A 16,105-nucleotide genomic window follows, 5' to 3' on the forward strand; every position below is an offset into this window, starting at 1 on the left:
TCGAGCCGGCCCCGCCGGCTCGACGTTTTTCTGCGATCCGCATCGCAGGCAACACGGACGTCGCAGGTTGAATCCCATGCAAGCGCGCTTTACGGTAGTCGCTCCATGAATACTCTTTTCCGTGCCGTGCTCAGTCCCTGCATCGGCATCTGCTCGCTCGACGACGACGGCCTGTGCAACGGCTGTCATCGCACCGGCGCGGAGATCGCGCGCTGGTCGCAGATGAACGACGACGAGCGCCTGCGCATGATGGAATCCGTGCTGCCCGAGCGTGAGTCGCGCCGCCGGTGACCCGGCCGGACGCCGCGTTCGAGCTGCCCGACTGGCCCGGCCTCGCGGCCGCGCTGTATCCGCTGTCCGCACCGCCGCCCGGACCGGGCTGGAATCTGGCGGAGCTGCACGATCTGGTATCCGATGACGCGACGAGCGTGGAAGCCGCCGTGCTCGTCGGCCTGGTCCCGCGCGAGCAGGGCACGCAGGTGCTGCTCACGCGCCGCACCGATGCGCTGCGTCAACATGCGGGGCAGGTGAGCTTTCCCGGCGGGCGCATCGAACACGACGATGCCGACGCCGTCGCCGCCGCGCTGCGCGAAACGCATGAGGAAATCGGCCTGGTCGCGCCGCAGATCCATCCGCTGGGCTTCCTCGATCCGCTGGCGACCATCACCGGCTATCGCGTGCAGCCTGTGGTCGCGGTGCTGGCGAGCGACTACGTCGCCCATCCCGATCCGAACGAAGTGGCCGACGTGTTCGAAGTGCCGCTCGCGTTCCTGCTCGATCCGGCCAACCTGGCCACGCACACGCTCGACTTCCGCGGCCGTCCGCGCCAGGTGTTCGAGTACCGATATCCGGCGCAACGCATCTGGGGCGCGACGGCCTCGATGCTGTTCAACCTGCGCCAGCGCCTGGAGGCGATCCGATGAGCGAGACGAAGACGACGTGGCGCACGCTGGTGTCCGCGCAAGACCTGGCCGCCGCGCTGGGGCGCGAAGACCTGATCGTCTTCGATACGCGCCACAGCCTCGCCGAACCCGAAGCGGGCGAAGCGGCCTGGCGCGCCGCGCACATTCCCGGCGCGTTCTATGCGCATCTGGATCGCGAGCTGTCCGATCATCGCAAGCCGCACGCGGGGCGCCATCCGTGGCCGGACGCCGCGGATTTCACCGAGGCACTCGGCCGCTGGGGCGTGACGCCCGCGCATCAGGTCGTCGTGTACGACGCCGCCGACGGTGCGCTCGCGGCCGCGCGGTTGTGGTTCATGCTGCGCACGCTCGGGCATGAGCGCGTGGCGGTGCTCGACGGCGGCCTGCAGCACTGGCAGGCGCTGGGGCTGCCGCTGGAATCGCGCGTGCCGGTGGCGACGCCCGCACCGCCGTACCCGTCCACGTTCGACGAGCAACGCCTGCTCGATGAGCGCCAGGTGCAGGCGCACGTCGCCTCCGGCGGCCTGCTGCTCGATGCGCGCGCCGCAGAGCGTTTCCGTGGCGATGTCGAACCGATCGACCGCGTCGCCGGTCATGTGCCCGGCGCGCGCAACCGCCCGTATGCGCAGTCGATGCAGGACGGGCGCTTCCGTCCCGCCGATGAACTGGCGCACGAATTCCAGAGCCTGTTGCAGGGACGTGACAGCGGCGAGGTCGTCGCCATGTGCGGCTCGGGCGTCACCGCCTGCCACCTGCTGCTCGCGCTGGAACATGCCGGCGTGAACGATGCACGGTTGTTCACCGGTTCCTGGAGCGGTTGGATCGACGATCCGCAGCGGCCCATCGCGCGCGGCGAATGATGTGCCGCTTCGGCCGGCTCGCACGGCTGTCACGCAAAACGGCGCCACCGTAACCTGAGCGTCATCCAAGCCCACGATCCTTGCGCGATTTCACGCAGGGGGCGTGCGCCATGTCACGCGTCGCAGGTTGGTGGTTGGCGGTAACGTTGTTGGGAGCGAGCGCTGTCGCGCACGCACAGGTGGACGCCGAGCGCGTCCGCATCCACGGTTCGCAGACGATGGCGGCGCGGCTGGTGCCGGCCGTGGCGGAGTCGTGGTTGCGCGACATCGGCTATGACGGCATCCGGCGCACGCAGCCGCGGCCGAACCTCACCGAAATCCATGCCCAGCGCGACGGTCTGCCGCTGATCGTGGAGATTGAGGCGAGCAGTTCGGCGCAGGGGTTCCAGGACGTCGTCGATGGCAACGCGCACATCGCGATGATGACGGGTCGTCCCGACGCGGCCGAACTCGACGCCGGCTGGCAGCTCGGCGATCTGGCCTCGCACGATCAGGAGTTCGCGCTGGCGCTCGACGGTGTCGCCGTCGTCGTCCATCGCGACAATCCCATCGCCAAACTCGGCTTCGCCCAGCTGCGTCGCGTGCTGTCCGGACAGGTGCACGACTGGCGCGACGTCGGCGGTCGTGGCGCGATCCACCTGCACAGCGTCGCGGGTGCCAACTCCGCGCGCGATCTGGTCGACGAACGCGTTATGCAGGGCGCGGCGTACGCGCCCGCGCAGCTGCACGCCGATGGCGACGCATTGGTGCGTGCGATCGCGCAGGATCCGACGGGCATCGGCTTCGTCACCTTGCGCCAGCCGTGGGGCGCCAGCGTGCGTCCGCTTGCGTTGTCCGATGGCGGCCGCGCGGTCGCGCCGACGCGCCTGTCCGTGCAGAGCGAGGACTACCCGTTGTCGCGCCGCTTCTATCTGTACGGCGGCCAGATGATGGGCGCGCTCAGCCGCAGTTTCGCGCTCTACACGATGGGCCAGCGCGGCCAGGACGCGGTGACGCGCGCAGGCCACTTCGCCGTGACGTTGCGACCGGGCTATGCGCCGCCGACGCTCGTCGGGCCGAAGGATTATCGCGATCTCGTCGCGCAGGCCACGCGCCTGCCGCTGAGCCTGCGCTTCAACCTCACCGGCAACAACGACAGCGGTGTCGCCAGCAGCGTGTACGACAGCCGCGCCGTGCGCGACATCGAACGCGTCGTGGCCTTCATGCAGCTGCCGGTGAATCGCGGCCGTCGCCTGCTGGTGCTGGGTTTCGCCGATACCGCTGGCGGCAGCTCGGTGGCCGCGACGATGATGAGCAACGACCGCGCCGATCTCGTCGCGCACGAACTCATGGCGCGCGGCGTCACGGTGCTGCACGCGCGCGGTGTCGGCGCGCAGGTGCCACTGACCGCTCCGGGCACGGCGGCGGCGCGCTATCGCAATGAACGCGTGGAAATCTGGATGCTGTGAGTCGCGAGGCCCGGCGCGCTACTTGCCGAGCCGGGCCACCAGCGCATGCAGCGCGGCCTGCGTGGCGGGATCGCTCCAGGCCGCGATGAACTTCGGCAGCTGAATCTGTTCCGGCTGCATCGCAGCGACGAGGTCCGCGCGTGCGATCGCGCGGGTCTGGCGCATCACCGGTTGCGGCAGCCGGAGCAGTTGCGCCAGCCATTCGCGCGCACGTGCGTTGACCTGGTCGACCGGGACGAGTTCGTCGACCAGGCCGATGCGCTCGGCGCGCTCGGCTTCCACCATGTCGCCGGCGACGACCAGCCGTTCGGCGCGATAGGTGCCCACCACGCGCTGCATCAGGCGCAGGATGCCGACCGGCACCACCAGTCCGACCTGCGTTTCATTGAGGCCGATGCGGAAGGGCTTGGCCGGATCTTCGCTGCGCGCCATCACGCGATAGTCGCAGCACAGCGCCAGCACGCAGCCGCCGGCGGGCGCATGGCCGCCGATGGCCGCGACCACCGGCACCGGGCATTCGGCGATCGCGCGCGCGGCATCGAAGAAGGCCTCCCACGCAGCCAGCAATGCGTCGCGATCATCGCCCAGCGAAAGCAGGTGCGGCACGTCGAGGCCGGCGGAAAACACCTTCGCGCCGCCGCCGAGCACGATGCCCTGAGCGCCGCCGTCGACGGCCGCGGCCAGCGCGGCGGTCAGATCGTTGCAGAGGGCGGGATTGAGCGCATTGACCGGCGCGCGCGCGAGTTTGATTTCGACGATGCCGTCGGCGGAGTGGGTTTCGACAAGGCTCATGGCGGCTCCTCGGGGCCTGACGGGACTTCGGTATCATAGGCGCATGAACACGTCGCGCATCCGACTGGGGTTGATGGCCCTCCTGCTGGCGGCCTCGTCCGCCGTTTCCGCCACCGAATGCATGCCTAAAATCAGCGAAGGCTGGGTGCGCATGCCGCCAGCCGCGATGCCGATGATGGCCGGTTTCGCCCGCATCGAGAATCCGTGCACGAAGCCGGTGACGATCACCGGTGCCAGCAGTGCGGCGTTCGGTTCGGTCGAACTGCACGAGACGCGCGTGGTCGACGGCGTCAGCCGCATGCGTGCGGTTCCTGAGCTGCGCATCGCACCGGGTCAGGCGGCGGTGTTCAAGCCCGGCGGGCTTCACCTGATGCTGATGGAGCCGGGCGCGACGCTGAAGGCGGGCAGCAAGGTCGCCATCGAATTCAAGACGAAGAATGGCGGCAAGGTGCTGGGCGAGTTCGTGGTGAAGAAGGCCGGCGAGTAAGCGGCGCGGTCCACGCAAAGAAGAAGAGCGACGCGCGACGTCGCTCTTTTCGTTTGTGAGCTTGGTTAGCGCGCTATGGTCCCGGTCGTCGGGGATCGCGTGGACTCGTCTTTCCAGGGAAAGCTGGAATCCATATTCAAACGAGTTCTAAATCGAAATGGATCCCGGCTTTCGCTGGGATGACGGCAATGGCCCCGAGGCGACGATGTGCCGCCTCAGGAGCAGGCCGTCCGCACGGCTTCCGGCAACTGCGCAGCACGCCCCGTGTTGCGGTCGATCCACACCATCACCACGTTGCCGTCGCAGTACAGCACCGTCTCGTCCTTCGCATCGAGGATGCGATGGCCGATGGTGAGGCTGGTGCTGCCCAGACGTTCGACGAAGAGTTCGATGTCCACCTCGGCCGGCCACTCGATCGGGCGACGGTAGTTGAGGTTGGCTGCGGCGACGACGGGTGCGACGTGGTCGTCCAGGCCCTGGCCGGGGACGCTCAGCATCCAGCGGAGTCGCGCTTCTTCGAGGAAGCTGAGGTACTTCGAATTGTTGACGTGGTTGAACGCGTCCAGATCGCGCCAGCGCACCGAGAGCGGCACGCGGATCAGCGCGACGGGCGCCTGCGATTCCTGCTGGGTGGCTTGCGCGCTTTCGCTCGGCGCGGATGCAGCGACAGCCGCAGTGTCGTTGGCCTTCTTCGCCGCCGGCTTGCGGCGGCGGGTCGGCGTCTTGCGCGCCTTGGGTGCTGCGGGGTCGCTCATGCGGCGGACTTCTTCTTCGTGGTGTTCGACTTGCCGGGCGCCTTCGCGGTCGCCTTGCCTGCGTCCTTCGAGGCGGCCTTGCCCTTGCGTGACGGCGCCTCGACCTTCGTGCCCAGCAGCGGTGCGAGGAACCGGCCGGTGTGCGAATGCGGCAGCGCTGCGATGTCCTCCGGCGTTCCGCAGGCCAGGATGGTGCCGCCGCGATGGCCGCCTTCCGGGCCCAGGTCGATGACCCAGTCCGCGGTCTTGATGACGTCCAGGTTGTGCTCGATCACCACCACCGTGTTGCCGTCGTCGCGCAGGCGATGCAGCACGGCGAGCAGGTGCTCGATGTCGTGGAAGTGCAGGCCCGTCGTCGGCTCGTCCAGGATGTACAGCGTGCGCCCGGTGTCGCGGCGCGAGAGTTCCTTGGACAGCTTCACGCGCTGCGCCTCACCGCCGGACAGCGTGGTCGCGCTCTGGCCCAGTTTGATATAGCTCAGGCCCACGTCCATCAGCGTTTCCAGCTTGCGCGAGATGGCCGGGATGTTCTCGAACAGGCTCAACGCATCCTCGACGGTCATCTCCAGCACGTCGTTGATGTTGTAACCCTTGTAGAGGATCTCCAGCGTCTCGCGGTTGTAGCGCTTGCCACCGCAGACATCGCACGGCACGTACACGTCTGGGAGGAAGTGCATCTCGACCTTGATCAGGCCGTCGCCCTGGCAGGCTTCGCAGCGGCCGCCGCGCACGTTGAAGCTGAAACGGCCCGGCGAATAGCCGCGCGAACGCGCTTCCGGCACCTGCGCGTACAACTCGCGCAGCGGCGTGAACAGGCCGGTGTAGGTGGCGGGATTGGAGCGCGGCGTGCGGCCGATCGGCGACTGGTCGATGTCGACGACCTTGTCCCACAATTCGATGTTCTCGTAATCGCGATGCGGCGCCGGCGTGTGCGAAGCGCCGTTGAGTTCATTGGCCGTGATCGCGAACAAGGTGTCGTTGATCAGCGTCGACTTGCCTGAGCCCGACACGCCGGTGACGGCCGTGAACAGCCCCGACGGAATCGCCAGGTCCACGTCCTTGAGGTTGTTGCCGGTGGCGCCGCGCAGGTGGAAGGTGGTCTTCGCATCCGGCTTGTGGCGCTTGGTCGGGATCTCGATGCGGCGCTTGCCGCTGAGGTACTGGCCGGTGAGCGAACGCGGCGCCTTGAGCAGGTCCTCGAACGTGCCGTGCGCGATGACTTCGCCGCCGTGCACGCCCGCGCCGGGGCCGATGTCGACCACGTGGTCGGCCAGACGGATCGCATCTTCGTCGTGTTCGACGACGATGACGGTGTTGCCCAGATCGCGCAGGCGCGTGAGCGTGCCCAGCAGGCGCTCGTTGTCGCGCTGGTGCAGGCCGATGGACGGCTCGTCGAGCACGTACATCACGCCGACCAGGCCCGCGCCGATCTGCGAGGCCAGCCGGATGCGCTGCGCTTCGCCGCCGGAGAGCGAGTCGGCCTTGCGTTCCAGCGTGAGGTAATCCAGGCCGACATCGACGAGGAAGCGCAGGCGGTCGGAGATTTCCTTGACGATCTTGATCGCGATCTCGCCGCGCCAGCCGGGCAGGTTGAGCGCCTTGAAGAACGCCAGCGCCTCGTCGACCGGCATCACCACGATGTCGGGCAGCGGACGTTCGGCGACGAACACGTTGCGCGCGGCACGGTTCAGGCGCGCGCCGCCGCAGTCGGTGCACGCGCGTTCGCTGATGTACTTGGCCAGCTCTTCGCGCACTGCGGCCGATTCGGTTTCGCGGTAGCGGCGCTCGAGGTTCGGCACGATGCCTTCGAAGCGGTGCTTGCGCTGGCTGCGCCCGCCGGCTTCGGTGAGGTAGGTGAAGGTGATCAGTTCCTCGCCGCTGCCGAACAGCACCGCGTCGCGCACCTTCGCCGGCAGCGACTGCCACGGTGCGTCCACGTCGAACTTGTAGTGTTTGGCCAGCGACTGGATCAGCTGGAAGTAGTACGCGTTGCGTCGATCCCAGCCGCGCACCGCGCCGGCGGAGAGCGAGAGCTCAGGGTGCACGACGACGCGCCCCGGATCGAAGAACTGCGCCACGCCCAGGCCGTCGCAAGTGGGGCAGGCGCCGACCGGCGAGTTGAACGAGAACAGGCGCGGTTCCAGCTCCGGCAGCGAGTAATCGCACACCGGGCAGCTGTACTTGGACGAGAACAACAGCGGCGCGGCATCGGCATCGTCCAGCGACATGACCTGGGCCATGCCGTCGCCGAGCTTGAGAGCGGTCTCGAAGGACTCGGCCAGGCGCTGCTTGATGTCCTCGCGCGGCTTGAAGCGATCCACGACCGCTTCGATCGTGTGCTTCACGCGCAGCGCCAGCGGCGGCACGGCGTCGATCTCGTGCAGCACGCCGTCCACGCGCACGCGCACGTAGCCCTGCGCGCGCAGCTGTTCGAACACCTGCGCGTGTTCGCCCTTGCGCTCGCGGATTACCGGCGCCAGCAGCATGTAGCGCTGCTCGCGGCCGGCCTCGGTGGCGCCCAGCGCGACGACCTGGTCGACCATCTGGCTGACCGTCTGCGCTTCCAGCGGATAACCGTGGTCCGGGCAGCGCGGCGTGCCGACGCGTGCGTAGAGCAGGCGCAGGTAGTCGTAGATCTCGGTGATCGTGCCTACGGTCGATCGCGGGTTGTGCGAGGTCGACTTCTGCTCGATCGAGATCGCCGGCGACAGGCCCTCGATGTGGTCGACGTCCGGCTTCTCCATCACGGAGAGGAACTGCCGCGCGTACGCCGACAGCGACTCGACGTAGCGGCGCTGTCCTTCGGCGTAGATGGTGTCGAAGGCCAGCGACGACTTGCCCGAGCCCGACAGGCCCGTGATCACGATCAGCTTGTCGCGAGGCAGGTCGAGGTCGATGTTCTTGAGGTTGTGCGTCCGCGCGCCGCGGATGCGGATGTAATCCAGCGCCATCGGTTGCCTGTATGGGGGAGGGTCGCCACCGCGGAGCGCGAGGGCGAACAGAGGAGCGTATCGACAGGCGAAGATGGGGGCAAATGGCTGGAACCAAAGCCCGGCGTGGAGCCGTCGCCGGGATGTTCCACGGCGACTTCGGGGACGCATTGCGCGTCCCCGACCTTCATGAACGAAACCGCGAGGCGTCAGAGCAGGCGGAACGACGTCGCGTCGCCGGTGCCGGCCTGTGTGGTCGTTTCCAGCGCCGCCGGGCTCACGCCGTTGACGATCAGCTGGACCTTGATGGCCTCCGCCCGCTGCTGCGCAAGCGAGGGATCGTCGCCTGACGGGCCGGTGATCTGCAGGCGCGTGCCGTCGCCGGAGGCCTGGATCACCTGTGCGGCCTTGCTCAGCAGGGCCAGGCTGTCGGGCGCCACGCGCGCGCTGCCGGGCTCGAAGCGGATAGGCGTCTGCGTGACCGCTTCGTTCAGCGCCTTCACCAGCGCGCCGCCGGACGTGCCCGGCTTCACCTGAGCGAGCACGGCGCTCGCGCCGTCCACGGGCGCGCCTTCGCCCACGCCCTGGAAGAGCCCGGTGTAGGCGTAGCCGGGGTAGAGCAGTTCGGCGCGGGCGAGCAGGGCCTTGCGGTCGGCCTCGCTGGCGTGGCCGTGGAGTTCGATGCGCCGGCCTTCGAACGACACCGCCGCGCCGGGCTGGGTGAAGGCGTCGAGGAATTTCGGCAAGGCCTCCTGCCAGGGGGCGCGCCGGGCGCCGGGGTCAACCTTCAATTCGCCCGACACGCTGCCGCCGTAGGCGAGCTTCAGCGCGGCCTCGATGGCCTGCCGGGTGGCGTCGGTGTCAACGGTGCCGTCATAGCGCACCGTGCCGTTGTTGTTCACCAGGTTGAGGGTCGCGTCGAACTGGGCGACAGGCGCGGGGGTGGCCGCCTGCGGTGCCGTCTGCGAAGTCGGGGTGTCGCGGTTGCAGGCCGCGGTCGTCGCGATGACGGCGACGAGTGCGACGGACCAAATCGAACGGACTGGATTCATGGGCGCTCCATCGGCGATTGCCGGCGATTGGGGGAACGGCCCGGACGCCGGGCCGGAATCGTGGGGAGGAAGGGCCCGGCGTACCGGGCTCCTCCCGTTTGCTGCACCTTCAATCCGCTGACGGCCGGATCACTTGTGCGAGGCGTACTCGATCTCCACCGGATCCGCGCATTCCTGCGTACCGTTGTTGCAGAGCTTGTAGCTCATGGTGCCGCTGCCGATGATGCGGAACGTATCGGTGGCGGTGCCCTTGTTCTTCACGGTCTTGAGGATGGCGCCGTTGCGGTAAATGTCGATGTTCTTCTTGCCGTGCGTCCAGTCCAGCGTGACCTGGGTGCGGTGGTTGGCCAGCTGGATGGCTTCGGCTTCCACCGAACGCGGCCAGTTGGCATCGACGAAGCTCGGATACAGCGACACGCCCGAGGCGTTGCTGAAGCCGCGAACCCACACGTACCACTTGCCGCCCTGCGGGGCCGGGAAGAAGCAGTTCTCGGCGTTGCCGGCGCTGAACGGACGGCAGTCGTACGCGGTGGTCGTCGGCTCGGCGCCGCGACGCACGTACAGGTCCGCATCGCCCGTGCCGCCGTACATGGCGAACAGCAGGTTGGATGCGCCGTTGGGCACCAGCAGCTCATAGCGGATGGTGTCGCCGGCCAGCACGGTGATGCCGGTGACGGTGACGCCGTTGCTGAGCGGAATGGCCGGCGGCGGCGCCGGCGGCGGCGGGACGTCCGGCGGCAGCGGCTCGGTGCCCTTGGCCACGGCCACGGCGTAGCGCGCGTCGATGATGCCGGCGCCGCAGTACTTGTTGTAGCTGCAGCCGCTGGGGAAGCCGCCGGATGCGTAGGCGGTGTTCTCCAGGATCTTCTTGATCTGGTCCGGCGTCTTCGGCGTGGCGGCCGCGGACTGCATCAACGCGATCGTGCCCGAGACGTGCGGTGCCGACATCGAGGTGCCCGCGTACCAGGCGTAGCCTTCACCTTCCTGGCCCTGCAGGCCCAAGTTCAGCGTCGACAGGATGTTGTCCGCCGCCGGTGCGACGCCCGAACCGCCGGGCGCCGCGACGTCGACCACGTTGCCGTAGTTGGAGAAGCCCGACAGTGCGCCGGTCGGACCGACCGAAGACACGGTGATGACGTCGTTGCAGCTTGCGGGCGAGAAGCCCGCTGCGTCGGCGGAAGAGTTGCCCGCGGAGACGACGACCGTCGTGCCACGGCCCTTCGCCGCGGTATACGCCGCCTGTTCGGCCACGCTGCACGCGCCGCTGCCGCCGAGGCTGAGGTTGATGACTTCCGCCGGCGTCGCGTTCGCCGGCACGCCCGCCACGGTGCCGCCGGACGCCCACGTCACCGCGTCGATGATGTCGGACTCGTAACCGCCGCACTTGCCCAGCACGCGCACGGGCTGCACCTTCGCGCCGAACGCCACGCCGGCCACGCCCGCGTTGTTGTTGGTCGCCGCAGCGACGGTGCCGGCCACGTGCGTGCCGTGCCAGCTGCTGTCCTCGGGGATGCCGAAGATGTTGCACTCGCCGTCGTGCCAGTCGCCCGGATCGTTCGGGTCCGCGTCGCGGCCGTCGCCGTCCACGCTGACTTCGGTGTCGATGATGAAGTCGTAGCCGGCCACGTACTGGCCGTTCAACTCCGAATGCGGCGTGCTGCCGGTGTCGAGCACGGCGACCACGACGCCATCGCCCGTCGCGATGTCCCACGCCGGTTCGGCGTTGATGCCGCCCGGGCCGTTCTTGTAGTGCCACTGCTGCGCGTACAGCGGATCGTTGGGCACCATCAGCGGCTTGCGCAGGCGATCGGGTTCGACCGCGAGCACGGCCGGGTCCTTCATCAGTTCGATCATCAGCGCCTTGGTCGCGGCGCTGTCGAGCTTGCGGTCGGTGCGGATCAGCGAGCTGCCCGTCGCCAGCGTGCGCAGCGGCGCGATGCCCAGGCCGAGGTTCTGCGCGGCGCTGGCGAGCTGCTGGTTCGACGCAGCGGCGCTAAGCCGCTTGGCGTCGGAGCGGTAGGTGATGATGAAGCGATCGAACTGCTGCGGCTGTTTCTTGGCGGCCTTGGCGGCCTGCGGGGAGAGGGTGGAAACCTTGACCTTGTTGGCGACGGGGAGCTTTCCGCCCGAGTAGGCCGCGGGCGCGACGAGGATCGCGGTGGCGACGGCGAGAGCGGTCCACTTCAGGGTGCGTGCTTTGCGAGTCATGACAACGTCCTTTGTTGTTGGCTGCTGCAGGAACGCCCGGTGCCTCCCCCTGAGCGGCGCCGGGTGCGCGTCCGCGACGGGCAGGTGCCATCGCGCGACTGGGGGCGTGCGCACGTGCGGCGTCATCCGGACGCCGTGCGCGAGCACGTGGATCGAAAAGGCGAAATGAGGCGACGGCCGCGTGCGTGACGCGCCGGCTCAGGACGAGGGTGGGGGGGGGCGGTGTGGCCCGGGAAAAAGTCTCGTCCGAGCGGACGGGAAGACGCGCTTCCTGCGACATCAGGGCTGACTCGAACACAGCGACCGCTCCCCGACCCGCGCGCGGGCGCAGGCCAATCCAGTTGGCTGGGACGTGGACGACGCCCTGTAGCCATCCACGTCGGCCGACCGTAGTGGAACCATCGGAACCGCGCAAGAGGAGCGGTTAATCCTTTAGAATCAATACATTGCTGAATGCGGGGCAAAGTGTGCCGAGGGTCGCGGTTCCGAGCCGGAAGGCGGCGAGGGGCGTCTCCCCGGGAGTCGGTCCAAAGCGCCCGGCCCGATCCGATTGGACCCGGGCAGACTTGCTCCAACCCGCTGAAAGCCCTAGAATTCCGCTTCTGTCCGCCCGGTTCTGGGTGCGACAGCGACCAAAATAACTACAGAGGAATCTGGTCATGTACGCAGTTGTAGTCACCGGCGGTAAGCAATACCGCGTGATGCAGGGCGAAACCCTGCGCGTCGAGCTGCTCGATGTCGAAGTCGGCAGCGAGATCAAGCTGGACAACGTCCTGATGCTGGGCGGCAGCGATGGCGTGAAGGTCGGCGACGCGCTCAAGGGCGCCACCGTCTCCGCCAAGGTCATCGGCCACGGCCGCGCCGACAAGGTGCGCATCGTGAAGTTCCGTCGCCGCAAGCACCATCGCAAGCAGATGGGCCACCGTCAGCATTACACCGAAATCGAAATCACCGGCATCGCCGGCTAAGAGGAGAAGCAGCCATGGCACACAAAAAGGGCGTAGGTTCCACCCGTAACGGCCGCGACTCCAACCCGAAGTACCTCGGCGTGAAGATGTACGGCGGCCAGGCCATCGAGGCCGGCAACATCATCGTCCGCCAGCGCGGCACCCAGTTCCACGCGGGTTCCGGCGTCGGTCTCGGCCGCGACCACACCCTGTTCGCGCTGGTCGACGGCAAGGTCGAGTTCTCGACCAAGGGCCCGAAGAAGCGCCGCACCGTCAGCGTCGTCGCCGAGTAATCGTCGACACGCAGTGCGCGAGGGGCCCCGCTTCGGCGGGGCTTTTCGTTTCAAGCGATGGGATTCGTGATTTGAGATTCGGGATTCGCTAGAACGCCCCGTCTCGATGCATCGCTAGAATCCCCCGCTGCTCCTGCTTTATCGAATCCCCAATCCCGAATCGCGAATCCCAGCCCCATGAAACTCGTCGACGAAGCCGAAATCCAGGTCAGCGCAGGCAACGGCGGCAACGGCTGCGTTGGTTTCCGTCGCGAGAAGTTCATTCCGCTCGGTGGCCCCGACGGCGGTGACGGCGGCGATGGCGGCAGCGTATGGCTGCTGGCCGACGAAAACCTCAACACGCTCGTCGACTTCCGCCACCAGCGCCAGTTCCGCGCCAAGCGCGGCGAGAACGGCATGGGTCGGCAGATGTACGGCAAGGCCGGCGACGATCTCGTCATCACCGTGCCGGTCGGCACCGTGATCACCAATGTCGAAACCGACGAGGTCATCGGTGATCTCACCCGTCACGGTGAGCGCCTGCTGGTCGCCAAGGGTGGCAAGGGCGGCCTGGGCAACATGCATTTCAAGAGCTCGGTGAACCGCTCGCCGCGCAAGGCGCTGCCGGGCCTGCCGGGCGAAGAGCGCGCGCTCAAGCTCGAACTCAAGCTGCTTGCGGACGTGGGCCTGCTGGGTTTTCCGAACGCCGGCAAGAGCACGCTGATCCGCGCCGTTTCGGCGGCGACGCCGAAGGTGGCCGACTATCCGTTCACCACGCTCTATCCGAACCTTGGTGTCGTCAGCGTCGAGGCGCATCGCAGCTTCGTCATCGCCGACATCCCGGGGCTGATCGAAGGTGCGGCCGATGGCGCGGGCCTGGGCACGCAGTTCCTCAAGCATCTGCAGCGCACCCGCTTGCTGCTGCACCTGGTCGACATCGCGCCGATGGAGGGTGGCGTGGAGGGCGTGAGCCCGGCCGAGCAGGTGCGTGCGATCGAGCGCGAGCTGGAAAAGCACGATCCCGAACTGCTCGACAAGCCGCGCTGGCTCGTGCTCAACAAGGCCGACCTGCTGCTGGAAGAAGAGCAGAAGGCTGCGGCGCAGGCCGTCATCGACGAGCTGGGCTGGAAGGATCGCTGGTACATGGTGTCGGCCATCAGCCGCGAAGGCACCTGGCCGATCATGCTCGACGTGATGGCCTTCTTCGACCGCCAGCGCGAAGACGCGCTGGAAGCCCAGCGCGCGGGCGAGGACCATGATGCAGTCCCCTGAGGCCGTCGCGCAGGCAACAAAAAACCCGGCATCGGCCGGGTTTTTGTTTGCTGCCTGGAGCGTTGCCGCCCGGAGCCTGTCGGCAGGCGAGGGCGCCGCGAGGCGCCTTGCCGTGGACTCCCGTCCCCGTGACGCCGTATCAGGCGGCCTTGAGGGCCTTGATGCGGGCGTTCAGGCGAGCCTTGTGGCGGGCAGCCTTGTTCTTGTGGATCAGGCCACGCGAGCTGAAGCGATCGAGGATCGGCTGCGCGACGACGAAGGCGGCTTCGGCGCCGGCGGCGTCGTTCTCGCCCAGGGCCTTGAGCACCTTCTTGACGGCGGTACGCAGCATCGAACGCTGGCTGGCGTTGCGGGCATTGCGGACCACGGTCTGCTTGGCGCGCTTCTTGGCGGACTTGATGTTAGCCACGGCGAATTCCTGGAAACTGGTAAGTGAAAGTGGGTCTGGGGACAATCAGACCAGAAAGTATGGAGGATTCAGTGGGTTGCGTCAACCATAAGGCGTGGGACAACGTACAGGGAGAATGCGCGTGACCGCGCCGAGAATGATCAGGGGGCTGCTCTCCTTCAGCAGCATGACCATGGTGTCGCGGGTCCTGGGCCTGGTCCGCGACATCGCCATCAACCACGCCTTCGGTGCCAATGCCGGCACGGACGCGTTCTGGGTGGCGTTCCGTATTCCGAACTTCATGCGGCGCCTGTTCGCGGAAGGCTCGTTTTCGACGGCGTTCGTGCCCGTTTTCACGGAGATCAAGGAAACCCGCCCGCAGGACCTGCGCGAACTGGTGGCGCGGGTGTCCGGCACGCTGGGCGGCATGTTGCTGGTCCTGACCGCGCTGGGCCTGATCTTCACCCCGCAGATCGCGGCGATCTTCAGCCCGGGTGCGCTCGACGATCCGGCCAAGTTCGGCCTCACGGTCGACCTGCTGCGGCTGACGTTCCCCTTCATCCTGTTCGTGTCGCTGACGGCGCTGTCCGGCGGCGCGCTCAACAGCTTCCACCGGTTCGGGCTGCCGGCCTTTACGCCGGTGATCCTCAATCTGTTCATGATCGCCGGCGCGTTGTGGCTGGCCCCCCACCTGGAGGTGCCGATCCTGGCGCTGGGCTGGGCGGTGCTGGCGGGCGGCATCGCGCAGCTGGTGTTCCAGTTGCCGGCGCTGCGCAAGCTCAATCTGTTGACGCTGCCGAAGTGGGGCTGGAGCCACCCGGACGTGCGCAAGGTGATGCGCCTGATGGTGCCGACGCTGTTCGGTTCCTCGGTGGCGCAGATCAATCTGTTGCTCGACACCGTCATCGCGTCGCTGCTGTTCGTCGGTTCGCAGACCTGGCTGTCGCAGGCCGATCGCTTCCTCGAGCTGCCGCTGGGCGTCTTCGGCGTGGCGCTGGGCACGGTGATCCTGCCGGCGTTGTCGCGGCACCACGTCAAGACCGACGCAGAGGGTTTTTCGAAGGCGCTCGACTGGGGCCTGCGCACTACGCTGCTGATCTCGATGCCGGCGATGCTGGGCCTGATGTTCCTGGCCGAGCCGCTGGTGGCGACGCTGTTCCAGGGCGGCAAGTTCACCGCGTTCGACACGCGCATGGCGGCGATGTCGGTGTTCGGCCTGAGCTTCGGTCTGCCGGCTTTCGCGCTGGTGAAGATCGTGCTGCCGGCGTTCTATTCGCGCCAGGACACGCGCACGCCGGTGCGTGCGGGCGTGGCGTCGCTGATCGCCAACATGGTGCTCAATGTCGTCTTCCTGTGGGTGCTGTACCTGCTGTGGACGACGCCGGAAGTGCGCGCGCGCGGCGTGATGGTCGCGCTGGAGCAGACGCCCGGCTTGCACCTCGCGCTGGGCTTCGCCAGCGCCGCGGCGAGCTACCTCAACCTCGCGCTGCTGTGGCACTGGCTGCGCAAGGCCGGTGTGTACCAGCGTCAGCCCGGCTGGATGCGCTACACGATGCGGTTGCTCGTCGCATGCGCGGCGATGGCGGCGGCGTTGTGGGCTGGCCTGATCTGGGCGCCGGATTTCACCGTCATCGGCAAGCTGGCGCGGGTGGGGTACCTGGCGGTGTTGGTCTGCGGCGGTGGCCTGGTCTATGTGCTGGCGCTGCTGGCGCTCGGGTTCCGCCCGCGCGATCTTCGCGAGCACTGACGGACCATGTCGGGCAGGAACCAT

General features: G+C 67.8%; 13 protein-coding genes and 1 pseudogene. 8 read left to right on the forward strand and 6 right to left on the reverse strand.

Annotated features, from left to right (window positions below; genetic code table 11):
• The first annotated feature begins 105 nt into the window (after nt 1-105).
• From AAFF32_RS10635 to AAFF32_RS10645, 3 genes and pseudogenes are all read left to right on the forward strand, one after another.
• A pseudogene (locus tag AAFF32_RS10635) lies at nt 106-923 on the forward strand (CoA pyrophosphatase).
• The gene (locus AAFF32_RS10640; protein ID WP_342315174.1) at nt 920-1,783 is read left to right on the forward strand and encodes a sulfurtransferase; all 864 of its coding nucleotides are present in this window, start codon (nt 920-922) and stop codon (nt 1,781-1,783) included. Before AAFF32_RS10635 ends, AAFF32_RS10640 begins: the two are co-directional and overlap by 4 nt.
• 110 nt (nt 1,784-1,893) lie before the next feature.
• Nucleotides 1,894-3,231: a substrate-binding domain-containing protein gene (locus tag AAFF32_RS10645; protein WP_342315175.1), complete on the forward strand. Its 1,338-nt coding sequence runs from the start codon at nt 1,894-1,896 to the stop codon at nt 3,229-3,231.
• A gap of 18 nt (nt 3,232-3,249) precedes the next feature.
• Here the strand turns inward: AAFF32_RS10645 and AAFF32_RS10650 are convergent, their stop codons facing one another.
• The gene (locus AAFF32_RS10650) at nt 3,250-4,023 is read right to left on the reverse strand and encodes an enoyl-CoA hydratase/isomerase family protein (RefSeq protein WP_342315176.1); all 774 of its coding nucleotides are present in this window, start codon (nt 4,021-4,023) and stop codon (nt 3,250-3,252) included.
• A 43-nt stretch (nt 4,024-4,066) separates the two neighbouring features.
• Here AAFF32_RS10650 and AAFF32_RS10655 point away from each other — a divergent pair, with 43 nt between their 5' ends.
• Nucleotides 4,067-4,510 carry a copper chaperone PCu(A)C gene (locus tag AAFF32_RS10655; protein ID WP_216958675.1) on the forward strand — a complete coding sequence of 148 codons (444 nt, stop codon included), beginning with the start codon at nt 4,067-4,069 and terminating at the stop codon, nt 4,508-4,510.
• A gap of 215 nt (nt 4,511-4,725) precedes the next feature.
• On the opposite strand, the gene AAFF32_RS10660 is transcribed toward AAFF32_RS10655, so the two are convergent.
• The 4 genes from AAFF32_RS10660 to AAFF32_RS10675 all read right to left on the reverse strand — a co-directional run bounded on the left by AAFF32_RS10660 (nt 4,726) and on the right by AAFF32_RS10675 (nt 11,455).
• Entirely contained in the window at nt 4,726-5,112 is a 387-nt protein-coding gene (locus AAFF32_RS10660) for a thioesterase family protein (protein WP_254200310.1), read from the reverse strand.
• 149 nt (nt 5,113-5,261) lie between these two features.
• The gene (uvrA, locus tag AAFF32_RS10665; RefSeq protein WP_216958669.1) at nt 5,262-8,216 is read right to left on the reverse strand and encodes an excinuclease ABC subunit UvrA; all 2,955 of its coding nucleotides are present in this window, start codon (nt 8,214-8,216) and stop codon (nt 5,262-5,264) included.
• A 188-nt stretch (nt 8,217-8,404) separates the two neighbouring features.
• Nucleotides 8,405-9,247, reverse strand: coding sequence for a hypothetical protein (locus tag AAFF32_RS10670; protein ID WP_216958666.1), 843 nt, complete (start codon nt 9,245-9,247; stop codon nt 8,405-8,407).
• A 129-nt stretch (nt 9,248-9,376) separates the two neighbouring features.
• Nucleotides 9,377-11,455 (reverse strand): S8 family peptidase, encoded by a 2,079-nt coding sequence (locus AAFF32_RS10675; RefSeq protein ID WP_216958664.1) that lies wholly within the window; start codon nt 11,453-11,455, stop codon nt 9,377-9,379.
• Nucleotides 11,456-12,114: 659 nt separating this feature from the next.
• Between AAFF32_RS10675 and rplU the strand changes: the two genes are divergently transcribed.
• The 3 genes from rplU to obgE all read left to right on the forward strand — a co-directional run bounded on the left by rplU (nt 12,115) and on the right by obgE (nt 13,946).
• Complete coding sequence (gene rplU, locus AAFF32_RS10680) at nt 12,115-12,423, forward strand: 50S ribosomal protein L21 (protein ID WP_137833398.1); 309 nt, start codon at nt 12,115-12,117, stop codon at nt 12,421-12,423.
• A 14-nt stretch (nt 12,424-12,437) separates the two neighbouring features.
• Entirely contained in the window at nt 12,438-12,695 is a 258-nt protein-coding gene (rpmA, locus tag AAFF32_RS10685) for a 50S ribosomal protein L27 (protein WP_216958661.1), read from the forward strand.
• Between the two features lie 177 nt (nt 12,696-12,872).
• Nucleotides 12,873-13,946 (forward strand): GTPase ObgE, encoded by a 1,074-nt coding sequence (gene obgE, locus AAFF32_RS10690; protein ID WP_216958658.1) that lies wholly within the window; start codon nt 12,873-12,875, stop codon nt 13,944-13,946.
• A 139-nt stretch (nt 13,947-14,085) separates the two neighbouring features.
• Here the strand turns inward: obgE and rpsT are convergent, their stop codons facing one another.
• Nucleotides 14,086-14,355, reverse strand: coding sequence for a 30S ribosomal protein S20 (gene rpsT / locus AAFF32_RS10695; protein ID WP_216958655.1), 270 nt, complete (start codon nt 14,353-14,355; stop codon nt 14,086-14,088).
• A gap of 136 nt (nt 14,356-14,491) precedes the next feature.
• On the opposite strand from rpsT, the gene murJ reads away from it, so the two are divergent.
• The gene (murJ, locus tag AAFF32_RS10700; protein ID WP_216961741.1) at nt 14,492-16,081 is read left to right on the forward strand and encodes a murein biosynthesis integral membrane protein MurJ; all 1,590 of its coding nucleotides are present in this window, start codon (nt 14,492-14,494) and stop codon (nt 16,079-16,081) included.
• The last annotated feature ends 24 nt before the right edge of the window (nt 16,082-16,105 follow it).

The sequence above is a fragment of the Lysobacter sp. FW306-1B-D06B genome, assembly GCF_038446665.1.
Taxonomy (GTDB): domain Bacteria; phylum Pseudomonadota; class Gammaproteobacteria; order Xanthomonadales; family Xanthomonadaceae; genus Lysobacter_J.